The 24,786-nt window shown below is 61.7% G+C and carries 23 protein-coding genes; 8 read left to right on the top strand and 15 right to left on the bottom strand.

The window, feature by feature from the left end; translation table 11 throughout:
• Window positions 1-137: 137 nt before the first annotated feature.
• The 3 genes from PSJE_RS29100 to PSJE_RS29110 form a co-directional block, all read right to left on the bottom strand.
• Complete coding sequence (locus PSJE_RS29100; protein WP_008052432.1) at window positions 138-731, bottom strand: HAD family hydrolase; 594 nt, start codon at window positions 729-731, stop codon at window positions 138-140.
• Window positions 728-1,597, bottom strand: coding sequence for an acyl-CoA thioesterase II (tesB, locus tag PSJE_RS29105; protein WP_090451550.1), 870 nt, complete (start codon window positions 1,595-1,597; stop codon window positions 728-730). Before tesB ends, PSJE_RS29100 begins: the two co-directional genes overlap by 4 nt.
• 106 nt (window positions 1,598-1,703) lie before the next feature.
• The gene (locus PSJE_RS29110; protein WP_090451551.1) at window positions 1,704-2,273 is read right to left on the bottom strand and encodes a GNAT family N-acetyltransferase; all 570 of its coding nucleotides are present in this window, start codon (window positions 2,271-2,273) and stop codon (window positions 1,704-1,706) included.
• Window positions 2,274-2,352: 79 nt separating this feature from the next.
• Between PSJE_RS29110 and PSJE_RS29115 the strand changes: the two genes are divergently transcribed.
• Complete coding sequence (locus PSJE_RS29115; RefSeq protein ID WP_090451553.1) at window positions 2,353-3,273, top strand: histone deacetylase family protein; 921 nt, start codon at window positions 2,353-2,355, stop codon at window positions 3,271-3,273.
• A gap of 292 nt (window positions 3,274-3,565) precedes the next feature.
• On the top strand, window positions 3,566-4,807 hold the full coding sequence (locus tag PSJE_RS29125; protein ID WP_090451557.1) for a TIGR03862 family flavoprotein: 1,242 nt from the start codon (window positions 3,566-3,568) through the stop codon (window positions 4,805-4,807).
• Between the two features lie 117 nt (window positions 4,808-4,924).
• Here the strand turns inward: PSJE_RS29125 and rhlE1 are convergent, their stop codons facing one another.
• The gene (gene rhlE1 / locus PSJE_RS29130; RefSeq protein WP_090451558.1) at window positions 4,925-6,265 is read right to left on the bottom strand and encodes an RNA helicase RhlE1; all 1,341 of its coding nucleotides are present in this window, start codon (window positions 6,263-6,265) and stop codon (window positions 4,925-4,927) included.
• Window positions 6,266-6,330: 65 nt separating this feature from the next.
• Window positions 6,331-7,272, bottom strand: a complete 942-nt coding sequence (gene yedA, locus PSJE_RS29135) for a drug/metabolite exporter YedA (RefSeq protein WP_090451560.1) — start codon at window positions 7,270-7,272, stop codon at window positions 6,331-6,333.
• A gap of 165 nt (window positions 7,273-7,437) precedes the next feature.
• Between yedA and PSJE_RS29140 the strand changes: the two genes are divergently transcribed.
• The gene (locus tag PSJE_RS29140) at window positions 7,438-7,890 is read left to right on the top strand and encodes an Lrp/AsnC family transcriptional regulator (RefSeq protein WP_090451562.1); all 453 of its coding nucleotides are present in this window, start codon (window positions 7,438-7,440) and stop codon (window positions 7,888-7,890) included.
• Window positions 7,891-8,019: 129 nt separating this feature from the next.
• Here PSJE_RS29140 and PSJE_RS29145 read toward each other — a convergent pair whose 3' ends face one another.
• The 3 genes from PSJE_RS29145 to PSJE_RS29155 all read right to left on the bottom strand — a co-directional run bounded on the left by PSJE_RS29145 (window position 8,020) and on the right by PSJE_RS29155 (window position 10,021).
• Window positions 8,020-8,625: a 3'-5' exonuclease gene (locus tag PSJE_RS29145; protein WP_090451563.1), complete on the bottom strand. Its 606-nt coding sequence runs from the start codon at window positions 8,623-8,625 to the stop codon at window positions 8,020-8,022.
• A 22-nt stretch (window positions 8,626-8,647) separates the two neighbouring features.
• Window positions 8,648-9,127 carry a LabA-like NYN domain-containing protein gene (locus PSJE_RS29150; protein ID WP_007990686.1) on the bottom strand — a complete coding sequence of 160 codons (480 nt, stop codon included), beginning with the start codon at window positions 9,125-9,127 and terminating at the stop codon, window positions 8,648-8,650.
• 120 nt (window positions 9,128-9,247) lie between these two features.
• Entirely contained in the window at window positions 9,248-10,021 is a 774-nt protein-coding gene (locus tag PSJE_RS29155) for a DUF2076 domain-containing protein (protein WP_090451564.1), read from the bottom strand.
• 178 nt (window positions 10,022-10,199) lie between these two features.
• On the opposite strand from PSJE_RS29155, the gene PSJE_RS29160 reads away from it, so the two are divergent.
• Both PSJE_RS29160 and PSJE_RS29165 read left to right on the top strand, forming a co-directional pair.
• Window positions 10,200-10,874: a YciC family protein gene (locus tag PSJE_RS29160; RefSeq protein ID WP_057713185.1), complete on the top strand. Its 675-nt coding sequence runs from the start codon at window positions 10,200-10,202 to the stop codon at window positions 10,872-10,874.
• Window positions 10,875-10,940: 66 nt separating this feature from the next.
• Window positions 10,941-12,020: an endonuclease/exonuclease/phosphatase family protein gene (locus PSJE_RS29165; RefSeq protein ID WP_090451566.1), complete on the top strand. Its 1,080-nt coding sequence runs from the start codon at window positions 10,941-10,943 to the stop codon at window positions 12,018-12,020.
• Window positions 12,021-12,164: 144 nt separating this feature from the next.
• Here the strand turns inward: PSJE_RS29165 and PSJE_RS29175 are convergent, their stop codons facing one another.
• The 5 genes from PSJE_RS29175 to PSJE_RS29195 all read right to left on the bottom strand — a co-directional run bounded on the left by PSJE_RS29175 (window position 12,165) and on the right by PSJE_RS29195 (window position 18,057).
• On the bottom strand, window positions 12,165-12,998 hold the full coding sequence (locus tag PSJE_RS29175) for an ABC transporter ATP-binding protein (RefSeq protein ID WP_090451570.1): 834 nt from the start codon (window positions 12,996-12,998) through the stop codon (window positions 12,165-12,167).
• Window positions 12,986-13,789: an ABC transporter permease gene (locus tag PSJE_RS29180; protein ID WP_007990681.1), complete on the bottom strand. Its 804-nt coding sequence runs from the start codon at window positions 13,787-13,789 to the stop codon at window positions 12,986-12,988. Before PSJE_RS29180 ends, PSJE_RS29175 begins: the two co-directional genes overlap by 13 nt.
• 8 nt (window positions 13,790-13,797) lie before the next feature.
• Window positions 13,798-14,784, bottom strand: a complete 987-nt coding sequence (locus tag PSJE_RS29185; protein ID WP_090451572.1) for an ABC transporter substrate-binding protein — start codon at window positions 14,782-14,784, stop codon at window positions 13,798-13,800.
• A gap of 390 nt (window positions 14,785-15,174) precedes the next feature.
• Window positions 15,175-16,545: an aspartate aminotransferase family protein gene (locus PSJE_RS29190; protein ID WP_090451574.1), complete on the bottom strand. Its 1,371-nt coding sequence runs from the start codon at window positions 16,543-16,545 to the stop codon at window positions 15,175-15,177.
• A gap of 21 nt (window positions 16,546-16,566) precedes the next feature.
• Window positions 16,567-18,057 (bottom strand): aldehyde dehydrogenase, encoded by a 1,491-nt coding sequence (locus PSJE_RS29195; protein WP_090451576.1) that lies wholly within the window; start codon window positions 18,055-18,057, stop codon window positions 16,567-16,569.
• 227 nt (window positions 18,058-18,284) lie between these two features.
• On the opposite strand from PSJE_RS29195, the gene PSJE_RS29200 reads away from it, so the two are divergent.
• Window positions 18,285-19,205, top strand: coding sequence for a LysR family transcriptional regulator (locus tag PSJE_RS29200; RefSeq protein ID WP_057713179.1), 921 nt, complete (start codon window positions 18,285-18,287; stop codon window positions 19,203-19,205).
• Window positions 19,206-19,333: 128 nt separating this feature from the next.
• Here PSJE_RS29200 and hrpB read toward each other — a convergent pair whose 3' ends face one another.
• Entirely contained in the window at window positions 19,334-21,850 is a 2,517-nt protein-coding gene (hrpB, locus tag PSJE_RS29205) for an ATP-dependent helicase HrpB (protein WP_090451578.1), read from the bottom strand.
• A 109-nt stretch (window positions 21,851-21,959) separates the two neighbouring features.
• Between hrpB and PSJE_RS29210 the strand changes: the two genes are divergently transcribed.
• Both PSJE_RS29210 and PSJE_RS29215 read left to right on the top strand, forming a co-directional pair.
• Window positions 21,960-22,379 (top strand): hypothetical protein, encoded by a 420-nt coding sequence (locus PSJE_RS29210; RefSeq protein ID WP_057713177.1) that lies wholly within the window; start codon window positions 21,960-21,962, stop codon window positions 22,377-22,379.
• A gap of 42 nt (window positions 22,380-22,421) precedes the next feature.
• Complete coding sequence (locus tag PSJE_RS29215; protein ID WP_057713176.1) at window positions 22,422-23,318, top strand: cation diffusion facilitator family transporter; 897 nt, start codon at window positions 22,422-22,424, stop codon at window positions 23,316-23,318.
• On the opposite strand, the gene PSJE_RS29220 is transcribed toward PSJE_RS29215, so the two are convergent.
• Window positions 23,312-24,355, bottom strand: a complete 1,044-nt coding sequence (locus PSJE_RS29220) for a DUF6515 family protein (RefSeq protein WP_090451580.1) — start codon at window positions 24,353-24,355, stop codon at window positions 23,312-23,314. The two genes, PSJE_RS29215 and PSJE_RS29220, sit on opposite strands and share 7 nt — an antisense overlap.
• Window positions 24,356-24,786 lie beyond the last annotated feature (431 nt).

The following is a 24,786-nucleotide window of genomic DNA, read 5'->3' on the forward strand; positions in this document are numbered from 1 at the left end:
CAGTGCCGCATCTGACGCCATCGCGAGCAAGCTCGCTCCCACATTGGAATCAATGTGAACACATGATTTGTGAACACCAGGGAATCATTGTGGGAGCGAGCCTGCTCGCGATGGCGATTTACCAGGCAACCACCTGATCAGGCTGAAAGCATCTGCCGTAACTCGACACAATCCGCCGCATGCCAATCGGTCAATTCCGGCCATGGATTATCCGGCAGATTCACCAACACAGTCCGCGCTCCCGCCGCCCGCCCACAATCGAGATCGAAGCGGTAATCACCGACCATCACCATCTCGCTCGCCGGCACCTTCCATGCTTCGGCCAGTTTCAGCAACCCGCCCGGATGCGGCTTGGGCGGAGCATCATCGCGGCCCAACACATCCTCCAGCGCAAAGCAGTCGGCCAGGCCAATGGCCTCCAGCGTGACATGCGCCAGCTCCCGGGCGTTGCGCGTGAGAATGCCCAGGCGATAACCACGCCCGGCCAGTTCGCGCACCAGTTCCACCGCGCCCGGCGCCGGTTGCGAACCAAGGGCCAGGTCCCGCTCGTGCTCCAGCAGCCATGCATGTTTGGCTGCGGCTTCATCGGCCGGCAGTGCGGCGAGGTGGGTCAGGATGTCGTGTTCGGCAGGAATCGCCAACGCCACGCGAATCGCCGCGAAGTCGTGCACGGCCACCGTCAGGGTGCCGTCCATGTCGAACACCCAGTGACGCACGTCGGCCAGGCTCATGCCCAATCCTTGCGGTGACGGATCAAGCCTTCCTGGGTGACCGAGGCCACCAGTTGCCCGGCGCGGTTGAACACGCTGCCACGGGAGAAGCCACGGGAATTGCCCGCCCACGGACTGTCCATCGCATAGAGCAACCAGTCATCGGCACGCAGATCCTGGTGGAACCACAGCGCGTGATCGAGGCTGGCGACCTGCATGTCCTTGTGCCACACCGACTTGCCGTGGGGCTGCATCGAGGTAACCAGCAGACCGAAGTCCGATGCATAGGCCAGCAGATATTTATGCAGCGCCGGCGAATCGGCCAGCGCCCCGTCGGCGCGGAACCAGACGTACTTGACCGGATCGGAGGGCAGCGGGTTGTAGGGATCTTTCTCGGTCACCGGGCGAAATTCGATCGGCTTCGGGCACAGCAGTTTTTCGCGCATTTTCTCGGGAATCAGGTGCGCGCGCTGCTGGGTGATTTCCAGTTCCGATGGCAGGTTTTCCGGACCGACCACTTGCGGCATTTCGGTCTGGTGCTGAAAGCCTTCTTCGTCGTACTGGAACGACGCACTGCACGTGAATATCGGGTGGCCCTTCTGGATCGCCGTCACCCGACGCGTGCTGAAACTGCCACCGTCACGCACCCGGTCAACCTGATACACCACCGGCAACCCGGCATCGCCCGGGCGCAGGAAATAGCCGTGCATCGAATGCACATGGCGCGCCTCTTCAACCGTCTGACTGGCCGCCGACAGCGACTGACCGAGCACCTGACCACCGAACAGCTGACGAAAACCCAGGTCCTGGCTACGGCCACGGAACAGGTTTTCTTCGATCGGCTCCAGCGTCAGCAGGTCGACCAGATCTTCCAACACTTGGCTCATTCAGACTCTCCTCACACAACGCAATACCGCGCAGTCTTGGCTGCGGCGGTCGATTCAGTTTCTGGCCCGGGCCAACATGTGGTCCATTGTAAACGTCCGTGTCAGGTTATCCATGCAAGGTTTGCAGCCATTGTTCACGGCTGATGCGGTACAACACGTGGTGATGCAGGGGATGATCGACGGAGAGCTTGGGATGATCGAAGTCATCGGCCGGATCGTGATGCATGCCAATCGCCTGCATGACTTTCTGCGACGGCAGGTTACTGTCAGCGGTAAAGGACACGACTTCGCTCAGCAGCAAACGGTCAAACCCGCAGCGCAGAGCGGTCCACGCCGCTTCACTGGCGTAACCCAACCCCCAGTGCTCGCGGGCCAGGCGCCAGCCGATTTCCGTGGCTGGGGTGAAAGGCGCGTCGAAACCGACCACACCGAGCCCGGTAAAACCGATGAATTGGCCGGTGTCCTTGCGTTCCAGAGCCCATAGGCCGAAACCATGCTCGGCGAAATGACCACGGATTCGCCCGATCAATGAGGCGCTCTCCAGCCGACTCAAGGCTGCCGGGAAATAGCGCATCACCTGCAGATCGGCGCACATCGCCGCAAAGTCAGGTAAATCTTCATCGCGCCACTGGCGCAACAGCAGCCGAGCGCTTTCAAGTTCCAGTATTGGCTCCATCGTGCCCCGCCCCTCCATTTCAATGTCGCCAGTCTACAACGCTGGTAGGATCCGTCTCTCATTCCTACATGAAATGACCATGCCACTGCCGCTGATTTATCACGAAGACTACAGTCCAGAGTTTCCGGCGGATCACCGCTTCCCCATGGACAAGTTCCGCCTGTTGCGCGATCACCTGGTGGGCAGCGGCCTGACCCGCGACGCCGATCTGCTGCGCCCGGACCTGTGTCCCGCAGAGATTCTCGCCCTCGCCCATGACCCTTCGTATATCGAGCGTTACATGAGTGGCGAATTATCCCGCGAAGACCAGCGCCGCCTCGGCCTGCCCTGGAACGAAGCCCTGGCCCGACGCACGGTACGGGCGGTGGGCGGCTCGTTGCTGGCGGCCGAGCAGGCGCTGGAGCATGGTCTGGCCTGCCACCTCGCGGGCGGCACCCACCATGCGCACTACGATTACCCGGCCGGGTTCTGCATCTTCAATGACCTGGCGGTGATCAGCCATTACCTGCTGGAAAGTGGTCGGGTGAACCGCGTGCTGATCTTCGATTGCGACGTGCATCAGGGCGACGGGACTGCACGAATACTTCATAACACCCCGGAAGCGGTGACCGTTTCCCTGCACTGCGAGAAGAACTTTCCCGCACGCAAGGCCGAAAGTGATTGGGACATTCCACTGCCCAAAGGCATGGGCGATGCCGACTACCTGAAGGTGGTGGACGATGCACTCAACTACCTGCTGCCGCTCTACCAACCGGATCTGGTGCTGTATGACGCCGGGGTCGATGTGCATAAGGACGACGCCCTGGGTTATCTGAAGCTGACAGACGAAGGCGTCGCCGCCCGCGATGAAAGCGTGATGCGCCATTGCCTGGGCCGTGACATTCCGGTGGTCGGGGTAATCGGCGGCGGCTACAGCAAGGACCGCCAGGCCCTGGCCCGCCGACACGGCATCCTCCATCACAGCGCGCAGCGCGTCTGGCAGTCATCAGGTTGTCACTGAGCTGTGGATGCTTTACCCACAATGCCTGTGGAGCTGCCTGTGGATAACCTGAGTGAAAGGGCCTGCAGCCCATGCGGAGCTTGAGCTACAGAGCGCTGATTGTTTTTTAACCAACCCTCGAATTCACCAAAGATCCCTGTAGGAGCGAGCCTGCTCGCGAAAAACGCAACGTCGCCGCCGGGCATCCGGTTTCCCGCGTAATCGTTCAAGAGCATCGCGAGCAGGCTCGCTCCTACAGAGGTCTGGGCTGATAGAATGCCCGGCTTCATTCGCCAAAACCGCAGCGCACTCCATGACCCGATCTTCGACCTCCTCCCCTTCCCGCGTCGCCATCATCGGCGGCGGCCCCGCCGGTCTGATGGCGGCCGAAGTGTTGAGCCAGGCCGGGATCAAGGTCGACCTGTACGACGGTATGCCTTCAGTGGGGCGAAAATTCCTCCTGGCCGGCGTCGGCGGCATGAACATCACGCACTCCGAAGCCTACCCGGCATTTCTCTCACGCTACGCCGAACGCGCCCCGCAGATCGCCCCGCTGCTGCGCGGCTTCGGCGCCGAAGCGTTGTGTCAGTGGATTCATGAACTGGGCATCGAGACCTTCGTCGGCAGCTCCGGCCGGGTATTCCCCACCGACATGAAGGCCGCACCGCTACTGCGCGCCTGGCTCAAACGCCTGCGCGACAGTGGCGTAGTTATCCACACCCGCCACCGCTGGCTCGGATGGGACGAGCGTGGCGGATTGCGTATCGACAGCCCGGAAGGCGAAACAACCGTGCAAGCCGATGCCACCCTGCTCGCCCTCGGTGGCGGCAGTTGGTCGCGCCTGGGTTCGGACGGCGCGTGGATGCTGCCACTGGAGCAACGCGGCGTAGGACTGGCGCCGTTGCAACCCAGTAATTGCGGCTTCGAGGTGCAGGCCTGGAGCGAATTGATGGTCAGCAAATTCGCTGGCGCGCCGCTGAAAAACATCGCCATCGGCCTTAACGATGACGTGCCGCGACTCGGCGAATGTGTGATTACCGCCACCGGAATTGAAGGCAGTCTGATCTACGCCCTGTCGGCACCCATCCGCGAGGCAATCAACCGGCACGGCTCGGCAACCATTCATCTGGACCTGTTGCCGGGCCGGCCTGTGGATAAAGTTGCAGCGGCGTTGAGCAAACCCCGGGGATCGCGCTCCATGGCCAAGCACCTGCACAGTCAGTTGGGCATCGATGGGGTCAAAGCGGCGCTATTGCGAGAACTGACCAGCGCCGACTGCTTTGCCGACATGGCCTTGCTGGCCAACGCGATCAAGGCATTGCCACTGACACTGGTGAAAACCCGTCCACTGGACGAGGCGATCAGCAGCGCTGGCGGGGTGTTGTTCGAGGCGATGGATGAACAATTGATGCTCAAGCAACTGCCTGGCGTGTTCTGCGCCGGGGAAATGCTCGATTGGGAAGCGCCGACCGGTGGCTATCTGCTGACCGCGTGTTTCGCCAGTGGACGAGCGGCGGGGTTGGGGATGGTGGAGTGGTTACAGCGCAAAGATTGAAGACCGCAGCGCGCCCATCGCGAGCAAGCTCGCTCCCACATTGGAATTGTGTCGATCACAAATCCCCTGTGGGAGCGAGCTTGCTCGCGATGGCGGCTTAACAGACGCCGAAGTTAATCAAGGCTTACGCTTACGCGGCCCGGTATTGAACACCGGCACCTTGCGCACAGGCTTGATCGAAGGCTCCGCCGGCGCAACCTCACCGCTATCAACCCACCGACCCAGATTGCGTTTACCACCGCCACCACCGGAAGCCTTGGGCTTCTTCGGTTTTTTCGGCTTTTTGACGACCTGGCCACTGGCATCGGTGTCCGGCACGCGGTGCTCGGGTTCGAAGTCCGGCTCGTTCTGCCGCTTCAAAGTCTGGCGGGTCAGCATCTCGATGGCCGACAGCAGATTCACTTCATCGGCGCAGACCAGGGAAATCGCCTCGCCGGTCGAACCCGCGCGACCGGTACGACCGATGCGGTGGATGTAATCCTCAGCGACGATCGGCAAGTCGAAGTTGACCACCAACGGCAGGTCTTCGATGTCCAGGCCACGGGCTGCCACGTCGGTAGCGACCAGGATCTGCACTTCACTCGCCTTGAAGCGGTCCAGCGCACGCTGGCGGGTCGCCTGGGGTTTGTCGCCGTGGATGCCGTCGGCGTTGATGCCCAGACCCTGAAGTTTCTCCACCAGCGCGTCCACGCCGTTGCGGGTCTTGGCGAACACCAGCACCTGCTTCCACTTGCCCTTGCGCATCAGGTGCACGAACAGTTCCGGCTTGCGCTTCTTGTCCACCGTCACGATCCATTGCTTGACCGTATTGGCTGCGACGTTGCGCGGGCTGACTTCGATAGTCAGCGGATCGTTGAGCATCTGCCCGGCCAGCAGGCGGATGTCATCGGAGAAGGTTGCGGAGAACAGCAACGTCTGACGTTTCTTCGGCAGCGCACGGTAAATGTTCGCCAGCTCCTCGGAAAAGCCCAGGTCGAGCATGCGGTCGGCTTCGTCCAGCACCAGGGTTTGCAGCTGGTTGAACTTCAGCGCGTTCTGGCGGAACAGGTCGAGCAAGCGGCCCGGAGTCGCTACCAGCAAGTCGACGCCACTGCGCAGCTTCATCATTTGCGGGTTGATGCTGACGCCGCCGTACACCGCGTAAGTGCGCAATGGCAGGTTTTCGGCGTACTGGCGCACGGCTTCGTGAACCTGCTCGGCCAGCTCGCGGGTCGGCACCAGGATCAGTGCGCGAACCGAGTTGGCGGTGACTTTCGGCCCTTCCATGGCCAGCAGTTGCAGCAGCGGCAGGGCGAAACCGGCGGTCTTGCCGGTACCGGTCTGGGCCGCGGCCATCAGGTCACGACCGGCCAGCACTGCCGGAATGGCTTGCGCCTGAACCGGCGTCGGAGTCTGGTAGCCGAGCTTCTCGAGAGAGCGCAGCAAGGGTTCGATCAGGCCAAGGGTGGCGAAAGTCATGGGAGTACCGTAGGAAAATTCAGCGCGGTTGTGCGAAACAAGAGTGCAATGGCGCGCAGTTTACCCTAATTCACACGGGATTCTGTCGGCACTACCGTCGGCACGACCTTCTCCACCGGCTGCTGCGGCTTACGACGCCACTGCGGCAAGCCAATCAGCACCACGGCACTGATAATCACCAGCATGGCCAGTGCTTCCTCGACTCCAATGGTCTCACCGACAAACACGATCCCCAGCAACACCGCCACCGCCGGGTTGACGTAGGCATAACTGGTGGCAGCGGCCGGACGCACGTGCTTCAACAGGTACATGTAGGCGTTGAAGGCGATGATCGAACCGAACACAGTCAGGTACGCCAGCGCAGCCCAGCCTTCAATCGGCGGAACCTTGTCCAGATGCTCACCGCTGACCGCACTGCCGATCAGCAACACCACGCCACCCACCAGCATTTCCACGGCACTGGCCATCGCCCCTTGAGGCAACGGTAAATGCTTGCTCCACACCGAGCCGAAGGCCCAGGTGGCCGCCGCAAAAATCAGCAGGGCTGCACCCAACGGGCTCGATTGCAGGTTGGAGCCGAGGTTGAGCATGACGATGCCGATCATTCCGAGCGCAACGCCAGCCCATTCGAGACGGGTATTACGCGCGCCCCAGAAATAGCCACAGAGCAAGGTAAACAGCGGCACCGTTGCCACCGCCAAAGCGGCCACTCCAGAAGCCACGCCGGTGTGTTCGGCCACGCTGACCGCTCCGTTACCGCACGCCAGCAGCAATACGCCAATGATCCCGGCAGCCTTCCACTGTGCCCAGGTCGGCGCCGGCGCCCCGCGCCAGCGCAGAAAGGCGTACATCAAAGTCCCGGCAATGACGAAACGGATACCGGCGAGCAACAACGGCGGCCAGTACTCCACGCCGATGCGGATCACCAGGTAGGTCGAGCCCCAAATCACATACAAGGCGAAGAAGGCAGCGATCAAGGGTAAAGGAAAGCGACGAAAGCCGGACATGGAGGCAGCTCACAGGCAAGTACAAGTGAACGGCTATTCTAGAAAGGCTAGCGCCGGAAAATAAGTTACAAAACCTGTTTAAAGCGCCGGTACACTTTTCAAAACACGGAGTTCAGCGCTATAAACCGTGATTTCGAAAGTTGGCTATTTTCAGGAGTCACCCCGATGGATAAGTACGACCGCATGCTGCTCAGCGCCCTGCTGGAAAATGGTCGCGCGTCCTACGCGGACCTGGCGCGCAAGGTCAACCTGTCCGCCCCGGCTGTGGCCGAGCGCGTGGCCAAGCTCGAAGCCAGCGGCGTGATCACCGGCTATCAGGCAAAAGTCGACATGGCCAAGCTCGGCCTGCCGATCCAGTGCGTGATCGAACTGCGCCTGAACCAGCACGGCAACCAGAAAGCCTACAACGACCTGATCAAAATCCCGCAATTGACCGAATGCCATCGGGTGACCGGCGATCCCTGCGTGATCATGCAAGCGGCGGTGGGCTCGATGCCGGAGCTGGAAGAGCTGATCAACCGGATCGCCACGTTCGGGTTCAGCAAGACGTCGATTGTGTTGTCGAGTGCGATAGAGAAGCGGGTGCCGCTGGGGCAGTTGGAGGCGAACGGCAAATAACTTTTCTGTAGGAGCGAGCTTGCTCGCGATGGTCGCCAACGATAACGCGGGAAACCTGACACCCCGTGTTGTTCTCGGGTTCATCGCGAGCGGGCTCGCTCCTACAGGGGACTTGCGGTGTTTTCGGGATCAGCGATAGCGCTTGAGGTGTTCGTTTACCTTCGCCGCCGGCACTTTCTGCAACTTGCACAGCAAGTCATGGGACAGCTCGCGCAAGCCGTGTTTCTGGCGCAACTCTTCGGCCAGATGTGCCGTAAGGTTGGCCGCCATCTCGGCGTCGGCCATGGCCCGGTGGGCCTTGCCGGTGTGGGGCAGGTTGGCGAACGTGGTGAGGGTGCCGAGTTTGTGGTTCGGCGCGGCGGGCATCAGGCGGCGAGCCAGCAGCAGCGAGCAGGCAAAGTTCTGCAGGCGGGTGCGTTTGATTCGCCCCAGTTCGAAGTCCCAGAACTTCTGGTCGAACGCGGCGTTGTGCGCGAGCAACGGCGTGCAGCCGACGAATTCATTCACTTCGTTCATCACCTGCTCCGCCGACGGCGCGGTGCGCAGCATGGAGTTGCTGATGCCGGTGAGTTGTTCGATGAAGGCCGGGACGCGCACGCCGGCATTCATCAGGCTTTGGTAACGCTCGACGATGCGCCCCTGTTCAAGGATCACCACGGCGATTTCCGTGGCCCGGCAACTGCTGCTCGGTGAGATCCCGGTGGTTTCAAAGTCGATGACTGCGATGCGTTCCAAACCTGGTTCAACTCCGTAAAAATCAATTCTTGAGCAGCAACGCGCCTTCGATCGGCACGTAGCGGCTGGCGGCGCGTATCAGCGAGTTGGCGGTCAGGCCCGGCACGCCGTAAGCCACTGCTTGTACGCCGTGTTTGCTGATAATGCGTTCGAGCAGCATGTCGAAATCACCGTCGCCGGAGGCCAGGACGATTTCATCGACATGGTCGGCGGCATCCATGATGTCGAGGGTGATGCCCACGTCCCAATCGCCCTTGGCTGAGCCATCGCTGCGCTGGATATAGGGTTTGAGCTTCACGGTGAAACCGAGGTTGCGCAGGATCTGTTGGAACTGCTGCTGTTTGCTGTCGCCACGGTCGATGGCATAGGCGTAGGCTTCGACGATCTCGCCCTGCTTGCTGATGTCAGCCCACAGTGCGGCGTAGTTGAAGTGACAACCATAAGCCTGACGCACGGTGTAGTAGAGGTTCTGGACATCGGCGAACACTGCGATTTTTTTCACCGGCTTTCCTCAGGGCTGAATCAGGCACCAGGCCCGAAAAGTCGCCCAGTATGCCAGCCCTGAGGATTGTTCCGCGAATAATCGGCCCGGGGCGCGGTTGCGCTCCGGACGAATGGCGTATCAGACGAAGGAATCGTCGTCGCCGAATAACGAGTCATCGCTGTAGTCAGCGTCGCTGAACCCGCCCTGATCGTTGCTGTAGGAGTCGTTACCGGCCATGCGCTGGTCATCGCCCCAGCCATTGTTGCCCTGGTCGTTGACCTGGGCCGGCTCTTCCTTGATGACTTCGACGACTTCCGGTTGCTGATTGTGATGGAACAGGCTGCTGATGCCTTGTGCCAGCATCACGCCACCCGCCACGCCTGCGGCGGTTTTCAGCGCACCACCGAGGAAACTGCTGCCGGCCGCTGCCGGAGCCTGTTGCTGTGGTGCATAGCCCTGCTGGGGAAAGTTCTGCGGCGGCGCGCCGAAGCTCTGCTGTGGCGGTTGCGAACCGAACGACGAGCGTCCCGGCTCGCGCCAGCCACCGCTCGAGGGTGGTGAGCTCTGGATGGGTGCAGGCTGTGGCTCACGAGAGTTGCCGCCAAAGATGCTCGACAAAAAGCCACCGCTGCTCGGCGCTGGAGCCGGGGTCGCCTGGGCCTTGGCCTGTTGCAGTTCGGCCTGCAACTGCTGGACTTGCTGGGTCAGTTGCCTGTTCTGTTCATCGAGGCTCTTGATCGCCGCCTCTTGCACCAGAATCGCCTGGGTCATGAAATAACCTGCTGCGGGCTGGCGCGTCAGGTGTTCCTTGATCCGCGCCTCGGCCTGGGCGTCGCGCGGGGCTGAGTCCGTTTCGGCCTGCTGCAGCCGGGAAAACAGTCCATCGATCAGGGTTTGTTCTTCGCTGTTCATGGCGACCTCGTAGATTGCCGGGAAAATCGTTGCCTTTATCCAATGAGGATAAGGTGCCCGACCTTAATGGAGGCTGAAACAAGATGTTTCAATGACATTTACCGAACGTTTACGTTTGCGTCTACGAGCGCTTGATCGGTTAAAGTGAGCCACTGCTTCCAACCTGCGATACCCACTGATGAATCCGTTAGATGTCCTGCGTGACTCGCTGTATTTCTTCAAGCGCAATCTGGGCCAGATCGTGCAGCTGTGCCTGCCGCTGGTGATGCTTGAGGCGCTGCTGCAACAAGTGGTCGACCACTCCACCGAGCCGGACAGTTTCCCCGGCATCAGCGTGATAGTCGGCTTGCTGGTGTACCCGCTGTACACCGCCGCGCTGATCCTGTTTCTCGACGCCCGCAGCCGCGGCGAGTCGCCGCGCAACCGCGACCTGCTGGCGATGGCGGCGAGCCTGTGGCCGCGCTTCGCCCTGCTGACCGCGCTCAATACCGTGCTGATTCTGCTGGGCCTGTCGCTGTATTTCCTGCCGGGTATCTACCTGATGGTGACCCTGGCGTTTGGCGAATACCTGCTGGTGTTGCGCGGCCTGGCGCCACTGGCGGCCATGAAGGAAAGCCTGCGCATGACCCAAGGGCATTTCTTGCGCATCCTGCTGTGCATTCTGTGTGTGATGGGGCCGTTGTGGCTGCTCAAAGGCGTGACGCTGGCGGCGTACCCCGAACCTCAGAACCCGGTGGTATCCATGCTGATCGACAGCGCACACAGTTTCCTGCAGCTGTTTACCAGCGTGGTGCTGTTCCGACTGTTCATGCTGATCAACCCGTTGCCTGAAAGAAATGACAACTCGCTCTGACCTTAGGCGCGACCCTCGCTCTCGGGTATGCTCGGGAACAATCCTGTAACGCTAATAAGCCGAGCCATGACCCGTCTACTGCGCTACATCCTGCCGGGCCTGCTGATCGTGATCGGCCTGATCGCCGCGATGATCTACAGCCTGACCTGGCGCCCCGATGCCAAAGAATTGTTGCCCGTCAGTTGCAGTGCCCAGGCCCCCTCCCTGGTCCCCGGGCAGGCGTTGAAGGTGATGACCTGGAACGTCCAGTACCTGGCCGGCAAGCGCTACGTATTCTGGAATGACCTGGCCGCGGGCACCGACGAACGTCCCACAGCGGAAGACATGGCTTTCAGCCTTGACGAAGTGTCGCGGGTGATTCGCGACGAACAACCGGACATCGTGTTGTTGCAGGAACTGGACGACGGCGCCAAGGCCAGCGATTACCAGCACCAGTTCAAGCTGCTGCAGGAGCGGCTCGCCGACTTGTATCCGTGTGGCACCAGCGCGTTCGACTGGAAGGCCGACTTCGTGCCGAATCCGTACATCTTCGGCAGTGTCGGCCGGCAACTGGCAACCCTGAGCCGTTACCGGATCGAACATGCCGAACGGCTGCAACTGCCAGTCGCCTCGGGCAATCCGGTCAGCCGCCAATTCAAACCCAGAGACGCCTTGCTGGTGAGCTACCTGCCATTGAGTGATGGCGGGCAAATAGCGGTGCTCAATACCCATCTGGAGCGCGCCAATCGAGCCGACAACACCTTGCAAAAACAGGTGAACGCCGTGGCCAGGGCCCTCGATAAACTCGAAAGCCGTGGCACGCCGTGGTTGATCGGTGGGGATTTCAACCTGCTGCCGCTGGGCCAGTATCAGCGCCTGCCCGATGCACAACGCGCGCCCTACTCCGCCGACAGCCTGTTACACCTGCTGTGGGACAAGTACCCGATGATCCCGACCAACAACGAAGCCAGTGGTATCGACCGCGAGCGCTGGCTGACCCACTACCCGAACGATCCCGGACTGAACGGCCCGGACCGGACCGTCGACTACCTGTTCTACAGCCCACGGATCAAACGGGTGGAGGCGATGGTGCGGCAGGACGATACATTGCGCATCTCCGATCACCTGCCGGTGATTGCGCGGTTTCTGTTGCCAGCTGTGCCCTGACACCTCACTCCAGCCAAACACAAAACCTGTGGGAGCGAGCTTGCTCGCGATGGCGTCGTGTCAGTCGACATCAATGCTGAATGACAAATCGCAATCGCGAGCAAGCTCGCTCCCACAGGGATGGTGCACGGGCTGGAATCGGGTTTAATGCACCTCTTCCAGATCATCATGCAGCAGCCCGAAGATCTCGCGCTTCATCTCGATGAACGAGCGCTCCATGACCATGTCCAGGTTGCGTGGACGCTCGATCGGCACATCCAGAATCTGCTTGATCCGCCCCGGCCTGGCACCCATCACATACACCCGGTCGCCCAGCAGAATCGCCTCGTCGATGTCGTGGGTCACGAACAACACAGTCTTCTTGCTGTTGCCCCACACCCGCAGCAACAGCTGCTGCATTTGCAGGCGCGTCTGGCTGTCGAGAGCGCCGAAGGGTTCGTCCATCAGCAGGATCTGCGGGTCATTGGCCAGTGCGCGGGCAATGGCGACACGTTGCATCATCCCGCCGGACAACTGTTTGGCGTAGTTGTCGGCAAAGCCGCTCAGGCCCACTTCGTTCACGTAGTAATCGACGATGTCCTTGCGTTGCGCCGCCGGCATGCCACGCCGCTTGAGGCCGAACTCGACGTTCTGGCGCACTGTCAGCCACGGGAACAGCGTGTAGCTCTGGAACACCATGCCGCGGTCCGCGCCGGGGCCTTCGACCTGCTGGCCGCCAACGTAAATCTCGCCCGAGGTCGGTTCGGCCAGGCCGGCGGTGAGATACAGCAGGCTCGACTTGCCGCAACCGGAAGGCCCCACCAGTACGGCAAATTGCTGGTCCGGCACTTCGAACGACACTTCCTCTAACGCGGTAAAGGTACCGCCATCGGGTTTCTTGTAACTCAGGCTGACCTTGTCCACCTTCAGCCGGGGGGCGTTCACCGGGGCAGCCTGAGGGGCGACAAAACGATGAGTGGCGGCGGTTACTGAGCCCATGCGGTGATCCTCAGACGTAGGAAACGGAACAGTTGATCGGTGACCAGGCCCAGCAGGCCGATGATCGCGATGGCGAGGAAAATCACATCCACCTGGAAGCCACGCATGGCCTTGAGGCTCAGGTAACCCAGGCCACTGGATGCGGCCACCAGTTCAGCCACCACCAGGTAAGTCCAGGCCCAGCCCATGGTCACCCGCAGGGTGTCGAGCACGCCCGGCAAGGACGCCGGGGCAATCACATGCAGCACCGCGTCACGACGGTTCGAGCCAAGGGTGTAGGAGGCGTTGATCAGGTCCTTGGAGATGCCTTTGGACACGTCCGCGATCATCACCAGTTGCTGGAAGAACACGCCGAAAATGATCACCGACACCCGTTGCTCCAGACCGATGCCGATCCACAGGATGAACAGCGGCACGAACGAGGTCACCGGCAGGTAGCGAATGAAATTCACCAGCGGCTCAAGGAAGGCCTGGACGATGCGAAAGCTGCCCATCAACAAGCCCAGGGGCACCGCCACCAGGGACGACACGATGAAACCGACCATCACCACTTCGACACTGGCCCACACATGTTGGCCAAGGGTGCCGTCGCGGCCTAACCGCACGGCGGCCTCGACCACCGCGCCCGGCGTCGGCAGGAACATGCCCGGCACCACGCCACCGTAGGACAACCCGGCCCACAGGCCGACCAACAGCACCCAGGCCAGGCCACTCGCGCTCCAGATCACCGAGACCGGTAATCCGGTCTTGGGCGTGATGCAGCGGCTCAGCCATGAATTGCGCTTGAACATGCAGCCTCCTAGAGCGGGGTGACGAAGTGGTTGTCGATCAGGTCGTCATTGCTGACGTTGTAGGGCTTGCCTTGCAGCTCGCTGGCGGTCTCGTTGGCCAGCTTGATCAGCGGTGCGCTGTCACCCGGTTTACCCGGCGAGCCCAGCAGTTTTTCGCTCATGGCCTGATCGTAGAAACGCACGCCCTGTGCGGCCGCTTCCATTTCCTTCGGATCGGCCAGGTAACCGCCGACACCCTTGGCCATGATTTTGTAGGCTTCCTGTGGATGATCCTTGGTGTACTGCACAGCTTTGTACAAACCGGCCACCAGGGCCTTGACGTCTTCAGGCTGTTTTTCGATCACGCTGCAGTTCAGTGCGACCACATCGACAATCACCCCCGGTGTGCTGCTGCTGTCGATCAGCACCTTGCCCTGCTTCTTGTCGCGAACCATCGACAGGTGCGGCTCCCAGGTCACGGCGGCCGGTACGCGACCGGCGATGAACGCGGTGGCGGCGTCGTCGGCCGTCATGTTCTGCACGGTGATGTCGCTCATGCTCATGCCGTGTTTTTTCAGCAGATAGGACAGCCAGAACTGCGAGGTTGAACCTTCGTTGACCGCAACGGCCTTGCCCTTGAGTTCCTGCAGGCTCTTGACGTCCTTGCCCACCAGCACACCGTCGCCACCATGGCTGTCGTCCAGCGCGGCCACGGCCTTGAAGCAGAATTGCGGACGGTACTTGAGCACCTCATCGATGGTCGACGCCGAGCCGGACAACTCGCCGGAAGCTTGTGCGGCCATGTACATCGCCGCTTCCTCGACCACCGGCAATTCGACGGTCAAACCGTTTTCCTTGAAGTAGCCAAGGTCCTTGGCCAGGTACAGGGTGCCGTAGCCGACCCAGGTGGTATGACCGATGGACAGGGTGCCGGCCTGGGCGCTGGTGGCGACCGTCGCGGCGATGGCGGTGACCGCCAGTGGATGGGCAACGCGGGTAAGCAAGGACTTGATCATGGAGCACTCCCAAAGCTGTTGATTTAGTTTTGTCATGGGCAGTACGGCGAGCCCTGAATCGGCTGCAACCTGTGGTCTCTCGGGGACCCTTCGGCGGGCAGCGTTCGGTGGGCTGGCGAGATCGATGTTGGCCCAAGGGCGGGATTAGGAAAATGAGGAAATATGTGGATGCGAACGATGAAAAAACTCGTTAGCGCGCACCGCGAAAGGGCGCTGTGGGCGGGGATGCACAGGGTGAGAGCAAGACTTGGGAAATGTGTTGTTTGAGCAATAGCTATCGCGAGCAAGCTCGCTCCCACAGGGTTTGTGCCAGCCACAATATTTGGGCATTACACATAACCTGTGGGAGCGGGCTTGCCCGCGAAGAGGCCCGCAAGAACGCTACAAATGTCAGAGCCAGCCGTACTCCTGCGCCGTACGATCCACCGCTTTCAAGGTCTTGGCGATCAGCTCATCAATCTCTTCACGGCTGGCAATCAACGCCGGCGCCATGATCATCCGGCCCAAGGTCGAGCGAATGATCACGCCCTCTTCAAAACCGATCGTACGGCAACGCCACGCAATGTCGTTCTCATTGGCAAAACGCTTGCGGCTGGTTTTGTCTTCGGCCAGTTGCAGCGCCGCAACCATGCCGGTGCCCTGGATGTCACCCACCAGCGGGTGCTTACCGAACACTTCGCGCAGGCACTGTTGCAGGTACGGGCCGATGTCATCCTTGACCCGCGTCACCACGCCTTCATCGCGCAGGGCCTTGAGGTTGGCAATCGCCACAGCCGCCGCCACCGGGTGTCCGGAATAGGTCAGGCCGTGGGCAAACACACCGCCCTGATCCACCAGCACCGAGGCCATTTTCTTCGACAGGATCAAGCCGCCCATGGGGATGTAGCCCGAGGTCAGGCCCTTGGCGATGGACAGGGTGTCCGGCTCGAAACCGAAGTACTCGTGGGCGAACCATTCGCCGGTGCGACCGAAGCCGCCGATCACCTCATCGGCGCACAGCAGCACATCGTACTTGCGGCAGATGCGCTGGATTTCCGGCCAGTAGCTTTCCGGCGGGAAGATCATGCCGCCGGCGCCCTGGAACGGTTCGGCGATAAAGCCCGCGACCTTGTCAGCACCCAGTTCGAGGATCTTCGCTTCCAGTTGCTGCGCCGCGCGCAGACCGAATTCGGCCGGAGTCAGGTTGCCTTCGTGGGCGAAGAAGTACGGCTCGTCGATATGCTCGATGTCCGGAATCATGCCGCCCATTTCGTGCATGAACTTCATGCCGCCCAGCGCCGTCGCGGCCAGGGTCGAACCGTGGTAACCGTTCCAGCGGCCGATCATGATTTTCTTCTCGGGCTTGCCGAGCACCTGCCAGTAACGACGCACCGTGCGGATCAACACCTCGTTGGCTTCAGAGCCTGAGTTGGTGTAGATCGCGTGGCTGTAGTGAGCCGGCAGCAGGCTGAACAGCAGCTCGGACAGCTCGATCACCTGCGGGTGGGTGGTGTGGAAAAACATGTTGTAGTACGGCAGCTGTTCCAGCTGCCGGCTCGCCGCGGCGGCCAGGTCCTTGCGCCCGTAACCGAGGTTGGTGCACCACAACCCGGACATGCCGTCGAGGTAACGCCGGCCATCGTTGTCCCACAGGTGCAGGCGCTCGCCACGGACCATCACCCGTGGCCCCTCGTCATTGAGGGCTTTCTGATCGACGAACGCATGGATGTGGTGCGCAGCGTCGGCGGCCTGGTAGTCGCGGGTATCACGTGGTGTGGTCATCGCCAGTTCTCCGTTTTGTTATCAGCGCAATTGAAACCAGGTGGTCTTCAACTGGGTGTATTTATCGAATGAATGCAGGGACAGGTCGCGGCCGAAACCCGACTGCTTGCCACCGCCAAAAGGCACGGTCACGTCCAGCGCATCGACGCTGTTGACCGACACCGTACCGGCCCGCAATTGTCGCGCCACACGGTGGGCGCGGTTGAGGTCGTCGGTCCACAGCGAAGCCGCCAGACCGTAGACACTGTCGTTGGCCAATTGCAAGGCGTGGGCCTCGTCGTCGAACGCCGTGACGGCCAGAACCGGGCCGAATACTTCATCGCGAAACAGCGGCATGTCCGGCGTCACGCCGGTGAAAATCGTCGGCTGGATGAAGTTGTCCGAGCCGTTGATGATCGACTGCCGACCGCCACAGATCCTGGTCGCGCCTTGCTGTTCGGCTTGCTGGATGAACTTCATGATGCGCGCGGTCTGACGGCTGTCGACGATGGCCCCGGCGGCGCTCGACGGGTCCAGCGGATCGCCCGGCAACCAGCGTTCGGCCTGGGCTTTGAGGCGTTCGACAAACTCGTCATGGATCGAGCGCTGCACCAGCAACCGCGAGTTGGCCGAGCAGACTTCGCCCTGATTGAAGAAGATACCGAACGCGGCTTTCTCGGCCGCCAGGTCCAGATCCTGACAATCGGCAAACACCAGGTTGGCGCTCTTGCCGCCGCACTCAAGCCACACCTGCTTGAGGTTCGATTGCGCCGAGTACTGCATGAAATATTTGCCGACCTCGGTGGAGCCGGTGAACACCAGGCAATCGACGTCCGGGTGCAGGCCGAGGGCCTTGCCGGTCTGCTCGCCGAGCCCCGGCAGCACGTTCAGCACACCCGCAGGTACACCGGCTTCCAGCGCCAGCTCAGCCAGGCGCAGGGCAGAAAACGGCGACTGTTCGGCAGGCTTGAGGATCACCGAGTTACCGGCGGCCAGGGCTGGGGCGAGTTTCCACGCCGCCATGTCCAGAGGGAAATTCCACGGCACCACCGCAGCCACCACGCCCAGGGCTTCGCGAGTAATGGTTGCCAGCACGTTCTGCGCACTCGGCGCGACCTGATCGTAGAGTTTGTCGAGGCTTTCGGCGTACCAGCGGAATACTCCCGCGGCACCCGACACGTCGATGTTGTAGGCATCCGCGACGGGCTTGCCCATGTTCAGCGAGTCGAGCAGCGCCAGTTCTTCACGGTTTTCGAGGATCAAATCGGCCAGGCGCAACAGTACTTGCTTGCGTTCGGTCGGTGAGCGCGCAGCCCAGGTGCCTTCCTCGAAAACCTGCCGCGCATTGTGTACCGCCGCGTTCACGTCTTCTTCGCCGCAGGCGGCAACGTTGGCCAGGCATTGGCCGGTGGCGGGGTTGATCGCGGCGAAAGTCTGCCCCGACTGCGCCGGGCGGCACTGGCCGTCGATCACGGCCTGGTCGGGAAACCGCAGGGAAGCGGCCTTGCGTTGCCAATACTCAAGCTCGAACACGTTCAGATGCTCCAGAGGACATTCTTGTGTATTGGATAGTCGCTCAGGCCCAAGCGGTGGAAAACCAGTAAAAATGTGTTCGCAGGCCAAGAAAAAACTACGTAGCCAATCTCCCTTCTGGCGCAGCATGTGGTTATTGTTCAACCACAACAAATCGCTACCCGAGCGGATAGGGGTGGCGCGCAAATTGCCAGGATGCCTGATCCGTTCTCCCCCCGAGGTTCGCTGTGGCTGCCTACAATCTGCGTCAACTGAAATACTTCATCACCACCGTCGAGTGCGGCAGCGTGGCCGAGGCCTCGCGCAAGCTGTACATCGCCCAGCCCTCGATCTCCACGGCCATCAAAGGGCTGGAAGACAGCTTCGGCGTGCAGCTGCTGATTCGTCACCATGCACAGGGCGTGTCATTGACCCCCAGTGGTGCACGCTTCTACCGCAAGGCCCAGGAACTGCTGCGCATGGCCAAGGAGTTCGAACAGAACGCCCTGGCCGACAACGATGTGGTCTCCGGGCAGATCGATATCGGCTGCTTCGAAACCGTCGCACCGCTGTACCTGCCGCAATTGATCGCCGGATTTTCGGCGTTGTATCCGGGGGTGGAAATCCGCATCCGCGACGGCGAGCAACAAGAGCTGGTGCAGGGCCTGACCTCCGGCGCTTTCGACCTGGCGATCCTTTACGAGCACGATCTGGACGGCACCATCGAGACCGAACCGCTGATGCCGGCGCAACGACCTTACGCGCTGCTGCCAGCCGATCACCGTTTTGCCCAGCAGGCACAGGTGTCGCTGCGGGACCTGTGCCTGGAGCCAATGATTCTTCTGGACGTGCAGCCGAGTCGGACCTACTTCGTCAGCCTGTTCGATGAGCTAGGCCTGACGCCACGCATCGCCTTCAGCTCGCCATCGATCGAGATGGTGCGGGGCATGGTTGGCCAGGGGTTCGGGTTCTCGATCCTGGTGACCAAACCGCATTCGGAGTGCACCTACGACGGGCAGAAAGTGGTGTGCGTGGACATCGCCGAAGACGTCACCGGTTCAGGGCTCGTGGCGGCATGGCTCAAGCGTGGGCAACTGACCAAACCGGCGCAGTTGTTTGCGGACTACTGCCGCGAACAACTCACCGCCAAATCCGAAAGATCGCAGTAACTTCATGTGGCGAGGGGGCTTGCCCCCGCTGGGTCGCGCAGCGGCCCTAACTCTTCATCTGAAAAGCAGGGCCTGCTGCGCAGTCCAACGGGGGCAAGCCCCCTCGCCACAGAGTCCGGTGTTAACCGTTATTTACGGGGTTTGATCCGCGCAGTTGCTTCGGCCACCAGCGGATCATCCGGCCAATAATGCTTCGGATAACGCCCCTTCAAATCCTTCTTCACTTCGGCGTAGGTGCTGCGCCAGAAGTTGGCCAGGTCCTGAGTCACCTGCACTGGTCGCCGCGCCGGGGACAACAGGTGCAGCTTGACCACCTGCCGCCCCCCGGCAATGCGCGGGGTCTCGGCCAGTCCGAACAGTTCCTGCAAGCGCACCGCGAGAATCGGCGGCTGTTCGCTGTAATCCAGACGAATCGACGAGCCTGACGGCACGCTCAAATGATGGGGCGCCAGCTCGTCCAAGCGTTGTGGCAGCGGCCACGGCAGCAGGTTGTGGACGATGCTCGACAGATCCAGGTTGGCGAAGTGACTGAGCCGCGAAACCTTGCCCAGATACGGCATCAGCCAGTGCTCCAAACTCTTGAGCAATGCCACGTCGCTGACATCCGGCCACTCGCTCTCGCCCTTGCTGGCCAAGTCCAGTTGCCGCAACAAGGCGACCCGCGCCTGCCACTGACGCAGCTCCGGGGTCCACGGCAACAGCTCCAGGCCTTTGCGCCGCACCAGGTTCACCAGCGCCTGGCTGCGGGCGGTTTCATCGAGACCGGTCAGCGGTTCACGACTGAGGATCAGCTCACCAACCTTGCGCTGACGCTCGGCCCGCAGTACGCCTTCACGTTCATCCCAATCCAGTTGATCGACGCAGCGAACCTGCTCGGCCAGCACTGAATCGAAGAGTGCCGGATCGAAGTCCGTCGCCAGATAAATCCGCTCCTCACGCTGACCCTGGCGACTGCCCAGATCGGCGATCACCAGCCACGGCTGCTTCATCAGGCTATCGGCCTCGGCGAACAGTGCGGCACGTCCGTTGGCCAAGCGATATTCCGCACCACCGGCGCGCCGTTGCTGAGCGACCCGGTCGGGATAGGCCAGCGCCAGCAACGCGCCGAGCCAGCGCGGGTGATCTGGATCGCTGACCGGCTCCGCTGCTTTGCCCCGTAGGTAACCACGATACTGCCGCGCCAGTTGCCGTGCGCGCTGCACCCCACCCTGGGCACCCCGTGCGGCGCGTTCTTCGCCAGACAGCAATACCAGTCGGCTGTGCAAGTCCGCCCCGGCGCCGCGCAAGATATCGCGCTCGCCGAGCAGTGCCGCGACGTCGCAGGCCATGTCCGCCAGTCCCAGCGCCTGGCCGCGCAACAGCAAATGCGCGATGCGCGGATGCGCCGGCAGTTCGGCCATGGCCTGACCGTGACGGGTCAGCGTTTCGCCATCCAACGCTCCGAGGCGTTCCAGCAAATCTTGAGCCTGTGCATAGGCGGCGGCAGGCGGCACGTCGAGCCACACCAACTGTTCGGGTTTTACGCCCCAACGTCCCAGTTGCAAGGCCAGCCCGGCGAGGTCCGCCGAAAGGATTTCCGCACTGCCATAGGCCGCCAGTTGCTCGTGCTGATCCTGGGACCACAAGCGATAACACACGCCCGGCTCCAGGCGCCCGGCCCGGCCCGCGCGCTGGGTGGCGCTGGCCTTGGAAATGCGCTGGGTGTCGAGACGGGTCATGCCGCTGCCGGGGTCGAAACGCGGCACCCTAGCCAGCCCGGCATCGATCACCACGCGCACGCCATTGATGGTCAGGCTGGTTTCGGCGATGTTGGTGGCCAGCACCACTTTGCGCTTGCCCGCCGGTGCCGGATCGATGGCTGCCCGTTGCGCGGCGAGGTCCAGTTCACCGTGCAATGGGCACAGTAGAACCTGAGTGTTTTCGCCCAAGGCATCGGCCAGTTGCTGATGCACACGTCGGATTTCCGCCTGTCCCGGCAGGAACACCAACACACTGCCGGTTTCGTCGTTCAAGGCTTCAAGAATGGTTTGTACCAAGCGCGGCTCGATGAATTCACCGGACTGGAACGGTCGGCCCCAGCGCATCGCCACCGGGAACATGCGCCCTTCGCTGCGCAGGATCGGCGCGTCGTCGAGCAACCCGGCCAAGCGTTCGCCTTCGAGCGTGGCGGACATCAAGAGGATTTTCAGCGGCTGATCGTCACGGAACAGTTCCCGGCCATTGAGGCTCAGGGCCAGGGCCAGATCCGAGTCGAGACTGCGTTCATGAAATTCGTCGAAGATCAGCAGGCCCACGCCCTCAAGCGCCGGGTCGTCCTGCAAACGCCGGGTGAGGATGCCTTCGGTGACCACTTCAATGCGGGTGTTGGGACCGACCTTGCTGTCGAGCCGAATGCGATAGCCCACGGTTTCGCCGACCTTCTCCCCCAGTTCACTGGCCAGCCGCTCCGCCGCCGCCCGCGCCGCCAACCGGCGGGGTTCGAGCATCAGGATGGTCTGCCCGGCCAGCCACGGTTCGTTGAGCAAGGCCAAAGGCACGCGGGTGGTTTTACCGGCGCCGGGCGGCGCTTCGAGCACGGCTTCGTGGCGTGTAGCGAGGGCTTCACGCAAGGCGGGTAAAACTTCATCGATCGGCAAAGAAATCATGCTGGCTCCCAAACAGAGCGGCGAGTATAACGGCGAACTGCAAGGCGTTCGTCAGGGTCTTAATTCATACCGACGACGTTTCGTTTCGAGATTACTCAGGAGATTTCATATGCGTGCTCCCTTTCGCCTGATTGGCGGTGTTCTGGTCGCAACCTTGCTGACTCAGGTGACCGCCTGCGGTTCGATCTTCTACCCGGATCGCCGTGGCCAGATCGAAGGCAAGATCGACCCGGCCATCGCCGCGCTCGACGCCGTGGGCCTGCTGTTCTACATCATTCCCGGCCTGATTGCGTTTGCCGTGGACTTCGCCACCGGCGCGATTTACTACGCGCCGGGAGAGACCGCACAAGTTGCACCGGAAAAACTCAAGGAAGCCATCGGCGCCGACGGCAAAGTCGATAACCGCAAGTTGCAGACTATTCTGGAAAGCGAACTGGGTCGCAGCTTCCCGCTGGACGATCCACGCCTGATCCAGAGCAAAGGCAATGCCCAGCAACTGGCGATGTTCGGCCTGCAACCCGCCGCGTAAATCCCTACGCGCGAAAGGACTCTTCAAGGAACGATGGCCCCTATGACCTCCAGCTCCGAACACGCCCGCCTGCTGCGGCTGGCGACCCGTGCCTCGGTGGCGGTGGCATGCATCCTGATCGTCGCCAAAGCCATCGCCTGGTGGTTGAGCGGCTCGGTGAGCATGCTCGCCGGGCTCACCGACTCGACACTCGACGGCGTCACGTCATTGCTCAACCTGCTGGCGGTGCATTACGCCCTGCGCCCCGCCGACAATGATCATCGCTACGGGCACGGCAAGGCCGAGTCATTGGCGGGCATGGCCCAGGCGTTGTTCATCGGCGGCAGTGCGGTACTGATCGCGTTGCAGGCCTACGATCGGTTGAAGCATCCCGAGCCCGTGGGCGCGCCGTGGATCAGTATCGGCGTGATTGTGTTTTCCCTCGTGCTGACCCTGGCGTTGTTGATGTTTCAACATCGGGTGGTCAAGGCCACCGGCTCCAACGCGGTGCGCGCCGACTCCCTGCACTACCGCTCGGACATGCTGCTCAACGGCAGCATTCTGATCGCGCTGGTGTTGGCCGGGTTTGGACTGCATCAGGTCGACCCCTGGTTCGGCCTGGGAATCGCCGTCTACATTCTGTGGAGCGCGGTGCAGATCGCCCGGGAGAGCTTCGCCGTGTTGATGGATGAAGAACTGCCGCCGGAGGTCAGCCAGCACATGCTGGAATTGGCGTGCAGCGTCCCCGGAGTATTGGGTGCCCATGACCTGCGCACGCGGATCTCCGGCAACCAGTGGTTTGTGCAGTTGCATCTGGAGCTGCCGGGGGAGCTGACGCTATCCGTTGCCCATGGCATCAGCGATCAGGCTGCCGCCGCCATTCACACCGCCTACCCGCGGGCCGAAGTGCTGGTGCACGCCGACCCTCAGGAAGTGGTGAAAGCCGCGCGGGATCAGTAAGTCACCTGATAACCGCGACTGCTCAGGCAGTTGCCCTGGGCCTGTCGGTAGGCTTGCACCACCGACGGGTCTGGCTGGTAGGTGGCGGTTCGTGGATCGAAACCACTCTGCTGCACCGCGTATTGATAACACTCGTAACCGTCCCGACTGACCTGCTCCGGCGACTGACCGTTGGCTGGATACGCCTCCACGTCATAACCGCTGTTGCCAGCGGGTGGTTGCGGTTGGCCAACCGGCGGTTCGACCACGACGTAGTCCTGAGTGCTTTGCTGATAGGCGTAATAGGAACCGGCCGCCAGGAACAGCAGCGCCCCGCCGATCCATACCTGCTCGGCGTAATCGGGCAGGTACCTGACACGAATCCCGCGCGGTGGCTGCACCACCACGTAACGCGGGCCCAGCGGGCGATACCAGTAGCCACCGGAATAGAAGTAATCCATGCCACGGTAAGGCACGCGGTAGTCGCGCTCGGGAAAGCGGTCGATCACTTGACCGGGACGATACCTGGGGCCAGGCCCCCAGCCGTTGCCGCGTCCACTCGGGTGCCCCTGCCCGTGATTGTCATAGGACGGTGCGACGGTGTAACCACTCCAGCGCTGTTTGTCATCGTTGCGACGTGGCTGGTCCTTGTAGTAACCGCGCTGCGGCTCCTGGGTCTGGCGCACGGTGTCGGGCCGGGGCTGGATTGGCATGTCAGTGGCCGGCATCTGCGGCGGTGGCGGCGGCGAGCGCACCTGGTTGTTGAAATCCGGCGCTGGACGGCTCTGCCTCTGGTCATTGTCCTGACGTTGATTCTGGCCGCCGTGCTCTTTCTGGCGGTTGTCCTTGTTCTGCGCCCGGGGCTGATTCTGCTGCTGGTCGTTTTGCGGATGCGGCTGGTCACCGCCACCACGGCCCTGGTTATCGCCCTGATGCCCACCCTGGCCGCGTTGCCCGCCATCATGGCCACGGTTTTGCGGCTCATCGGCCATCGCTTGCACCGAGACACTGACACACAACAAACCAACACCGGCCAAACGCCAGATGCGCGATTTCATGCTTTACCTCATTGCGGGTAAGGGCCTGTACTTAAGACTGGGAAAGCGCTGGCCGGTTCTGCGACAGGTTATCTGTCACGCAACTTATTTATTGAGGCCAGCGGGTCAAATTCCACGCAAGAAAAAAGGGAGACCCGTCGGCCTCCCTTTAGAGAACTTCGTCCTGGCTCGACACTTGTGGCGTCGGCTCACCTCACGCCGTCTTCTGGACAGTGTGTAGCTCGGGGGCCGGCACATCCCCGGTGGGGGTGGCGACCGCGGCGGGCCTGATTCGGCGAGCCGCACTGGACTGTTTGTCCGAGCAGTGATTCTGGTGATAAGAATAGGCCGGGAGCGCCGGCAGAGGATTGCGAAGATTGCTGAATTAAACATCACTTGCGCAATTTTTAACCCTAGATACATAATCCTCCGCAATAGTTACGACAAAGGAC

The sequence above is a fragment of the Pseudomonas jessenii genome (assembly GCF_002236115.1).
In the GTDB taxonomy this organism is placed as follows: Bacteria; Pseudomonadota; Gammaproteobacteria; order Pseudomonadales; family Pseudomonadaceae; genus Aquipseudomonas; species Aquipseudomonas jessenii.

Coding starts and splice junctions, on each gene's coding strand:
- PSJE_RS29100 (WP_008052432.1), bottom strand. CDS start 731: ATGAGCCTGGCCGACGTGCGTCACTGGGTGTTCGACATGGACGGCACC.
- tesB (WP_090451550.1), bottom strand. CDS start 1,597: ATGAGCCAAGTGTTGGAAGATCTGGTCGACCTGCTGACGCTGGAGCCG.
- PSJE_RS29110 (WP_090451551.1), bottom strand. CDS start 2,273: ATGGAGCCAATACTGGAACTTGAAAGCGCTCGGCTGCTGTTGCGCCAG.
- PSJE_RS29115 (WP_090451553.1), top strand. CDS start 2,353: ATGCCACTGCCGCTGATTTATCACGAAGACTACAGTCCAGAGTTTCCG.
- PSJE_RS29125 (WP_090451557.1), top strand. CDS start 3,566: ATGACCCGATCTTCGACCTCCTCCCCTTCCCGCGTCGCCATCATCGGC.
- rhlE1 (WP_090451558.1), bottom strand. CDS start 6,265: ATGACTTTCGCCACCCTTGGCCTGATCGAACCCTTGCTGCGCTCTCTC.
- yedA (WP_090451560.1), bottom strand. CDS start 7,272: ATGTCCGGCTTTCGTCGCTTTCCTTTACCCTTGATCGCTGCCTTCTTC.
- PSJE_RS29140 (WP_090451562.1), top strand. CDS start 7,438: ATGGATAAGTACGACCGCATGCTGCTCAGCGCCCTGCTGGAAAATGGT.
- PSJE_RS29155 (WP_090451564.1), bottom strand. CDS start 10,021: ATGAACAGCGAAGAACAAACCCTGATCGATGGACTGTTTTCCCGGCTG.
- PSJE_RS29160 (WP_057713185.1), top strand. CDS start 10,200: ATGAATCCGTTAGATGTCCTGCGTGACTCGCTGTATTTCTTCAAGCGC.
- PSJE_RS29165 (WP_090451566.1), top strand. CDS start 10,941: ATGACCCGTCTACTGCGCTACATCCTGCCGGGCCTGCTGATCGTGATC.
- PSJE_RS29175 (WP_090451570.1), bottom strand. CDS start 12,998: ATGGGCTCAGTAACCGCCGCCACTCATCGTTTTGTCGCCCCTCAGGCT.
- PSJE_RS29180 (WP_007990681.1), bottom strand. CDS start 13,789: ATGTTCAAGCGCAATTCATGGCTGAGCCGCTGCATCACGCCCAAGACC.
- PSJE_RS29185 (WP_090451572.1), bottom strand. CDS start 14,784: ATGATCAAGTCCTTGCTTACCCGCGTTGCCCATCCACTGGCGGTCACC.
- PSJE_RS29190 (WP_090451574.1), bottom strand. CDS start 16,545: ATGACCACACCACGTGATACCCGCGACTACCAGGCCGCCGACGCTGCG.
- hrpB (WP_090451578.1), bottom strand. CDS start 21,850: ATGATTTCTTTGCCGATCGATGAAGTTTTACCCGCCTTGCGTGAAGCC.
- PSJE_RS29210 (WP_057713177.1), top strand. CDS start 21,960: ATGCGTGCTCCCTTTCGCCTGATTGGCGGTGTTCTGGTCGCAACCTTG.
- PSJE_RS29215 (WP_057713176.1), top strand. CDS start 22,422: ATGACCTCCAGCTCCGAACACGCCCGCCTGCTGCGGCTGGCGACCCGT.
- PSJE_RS29220 (WP_090451580.1), bottom strand. CDS start 24,355: ATGAAATCGCGCATCTGGCGTTTGGCCGGTGTTGGTTTGTTGTGTGTC.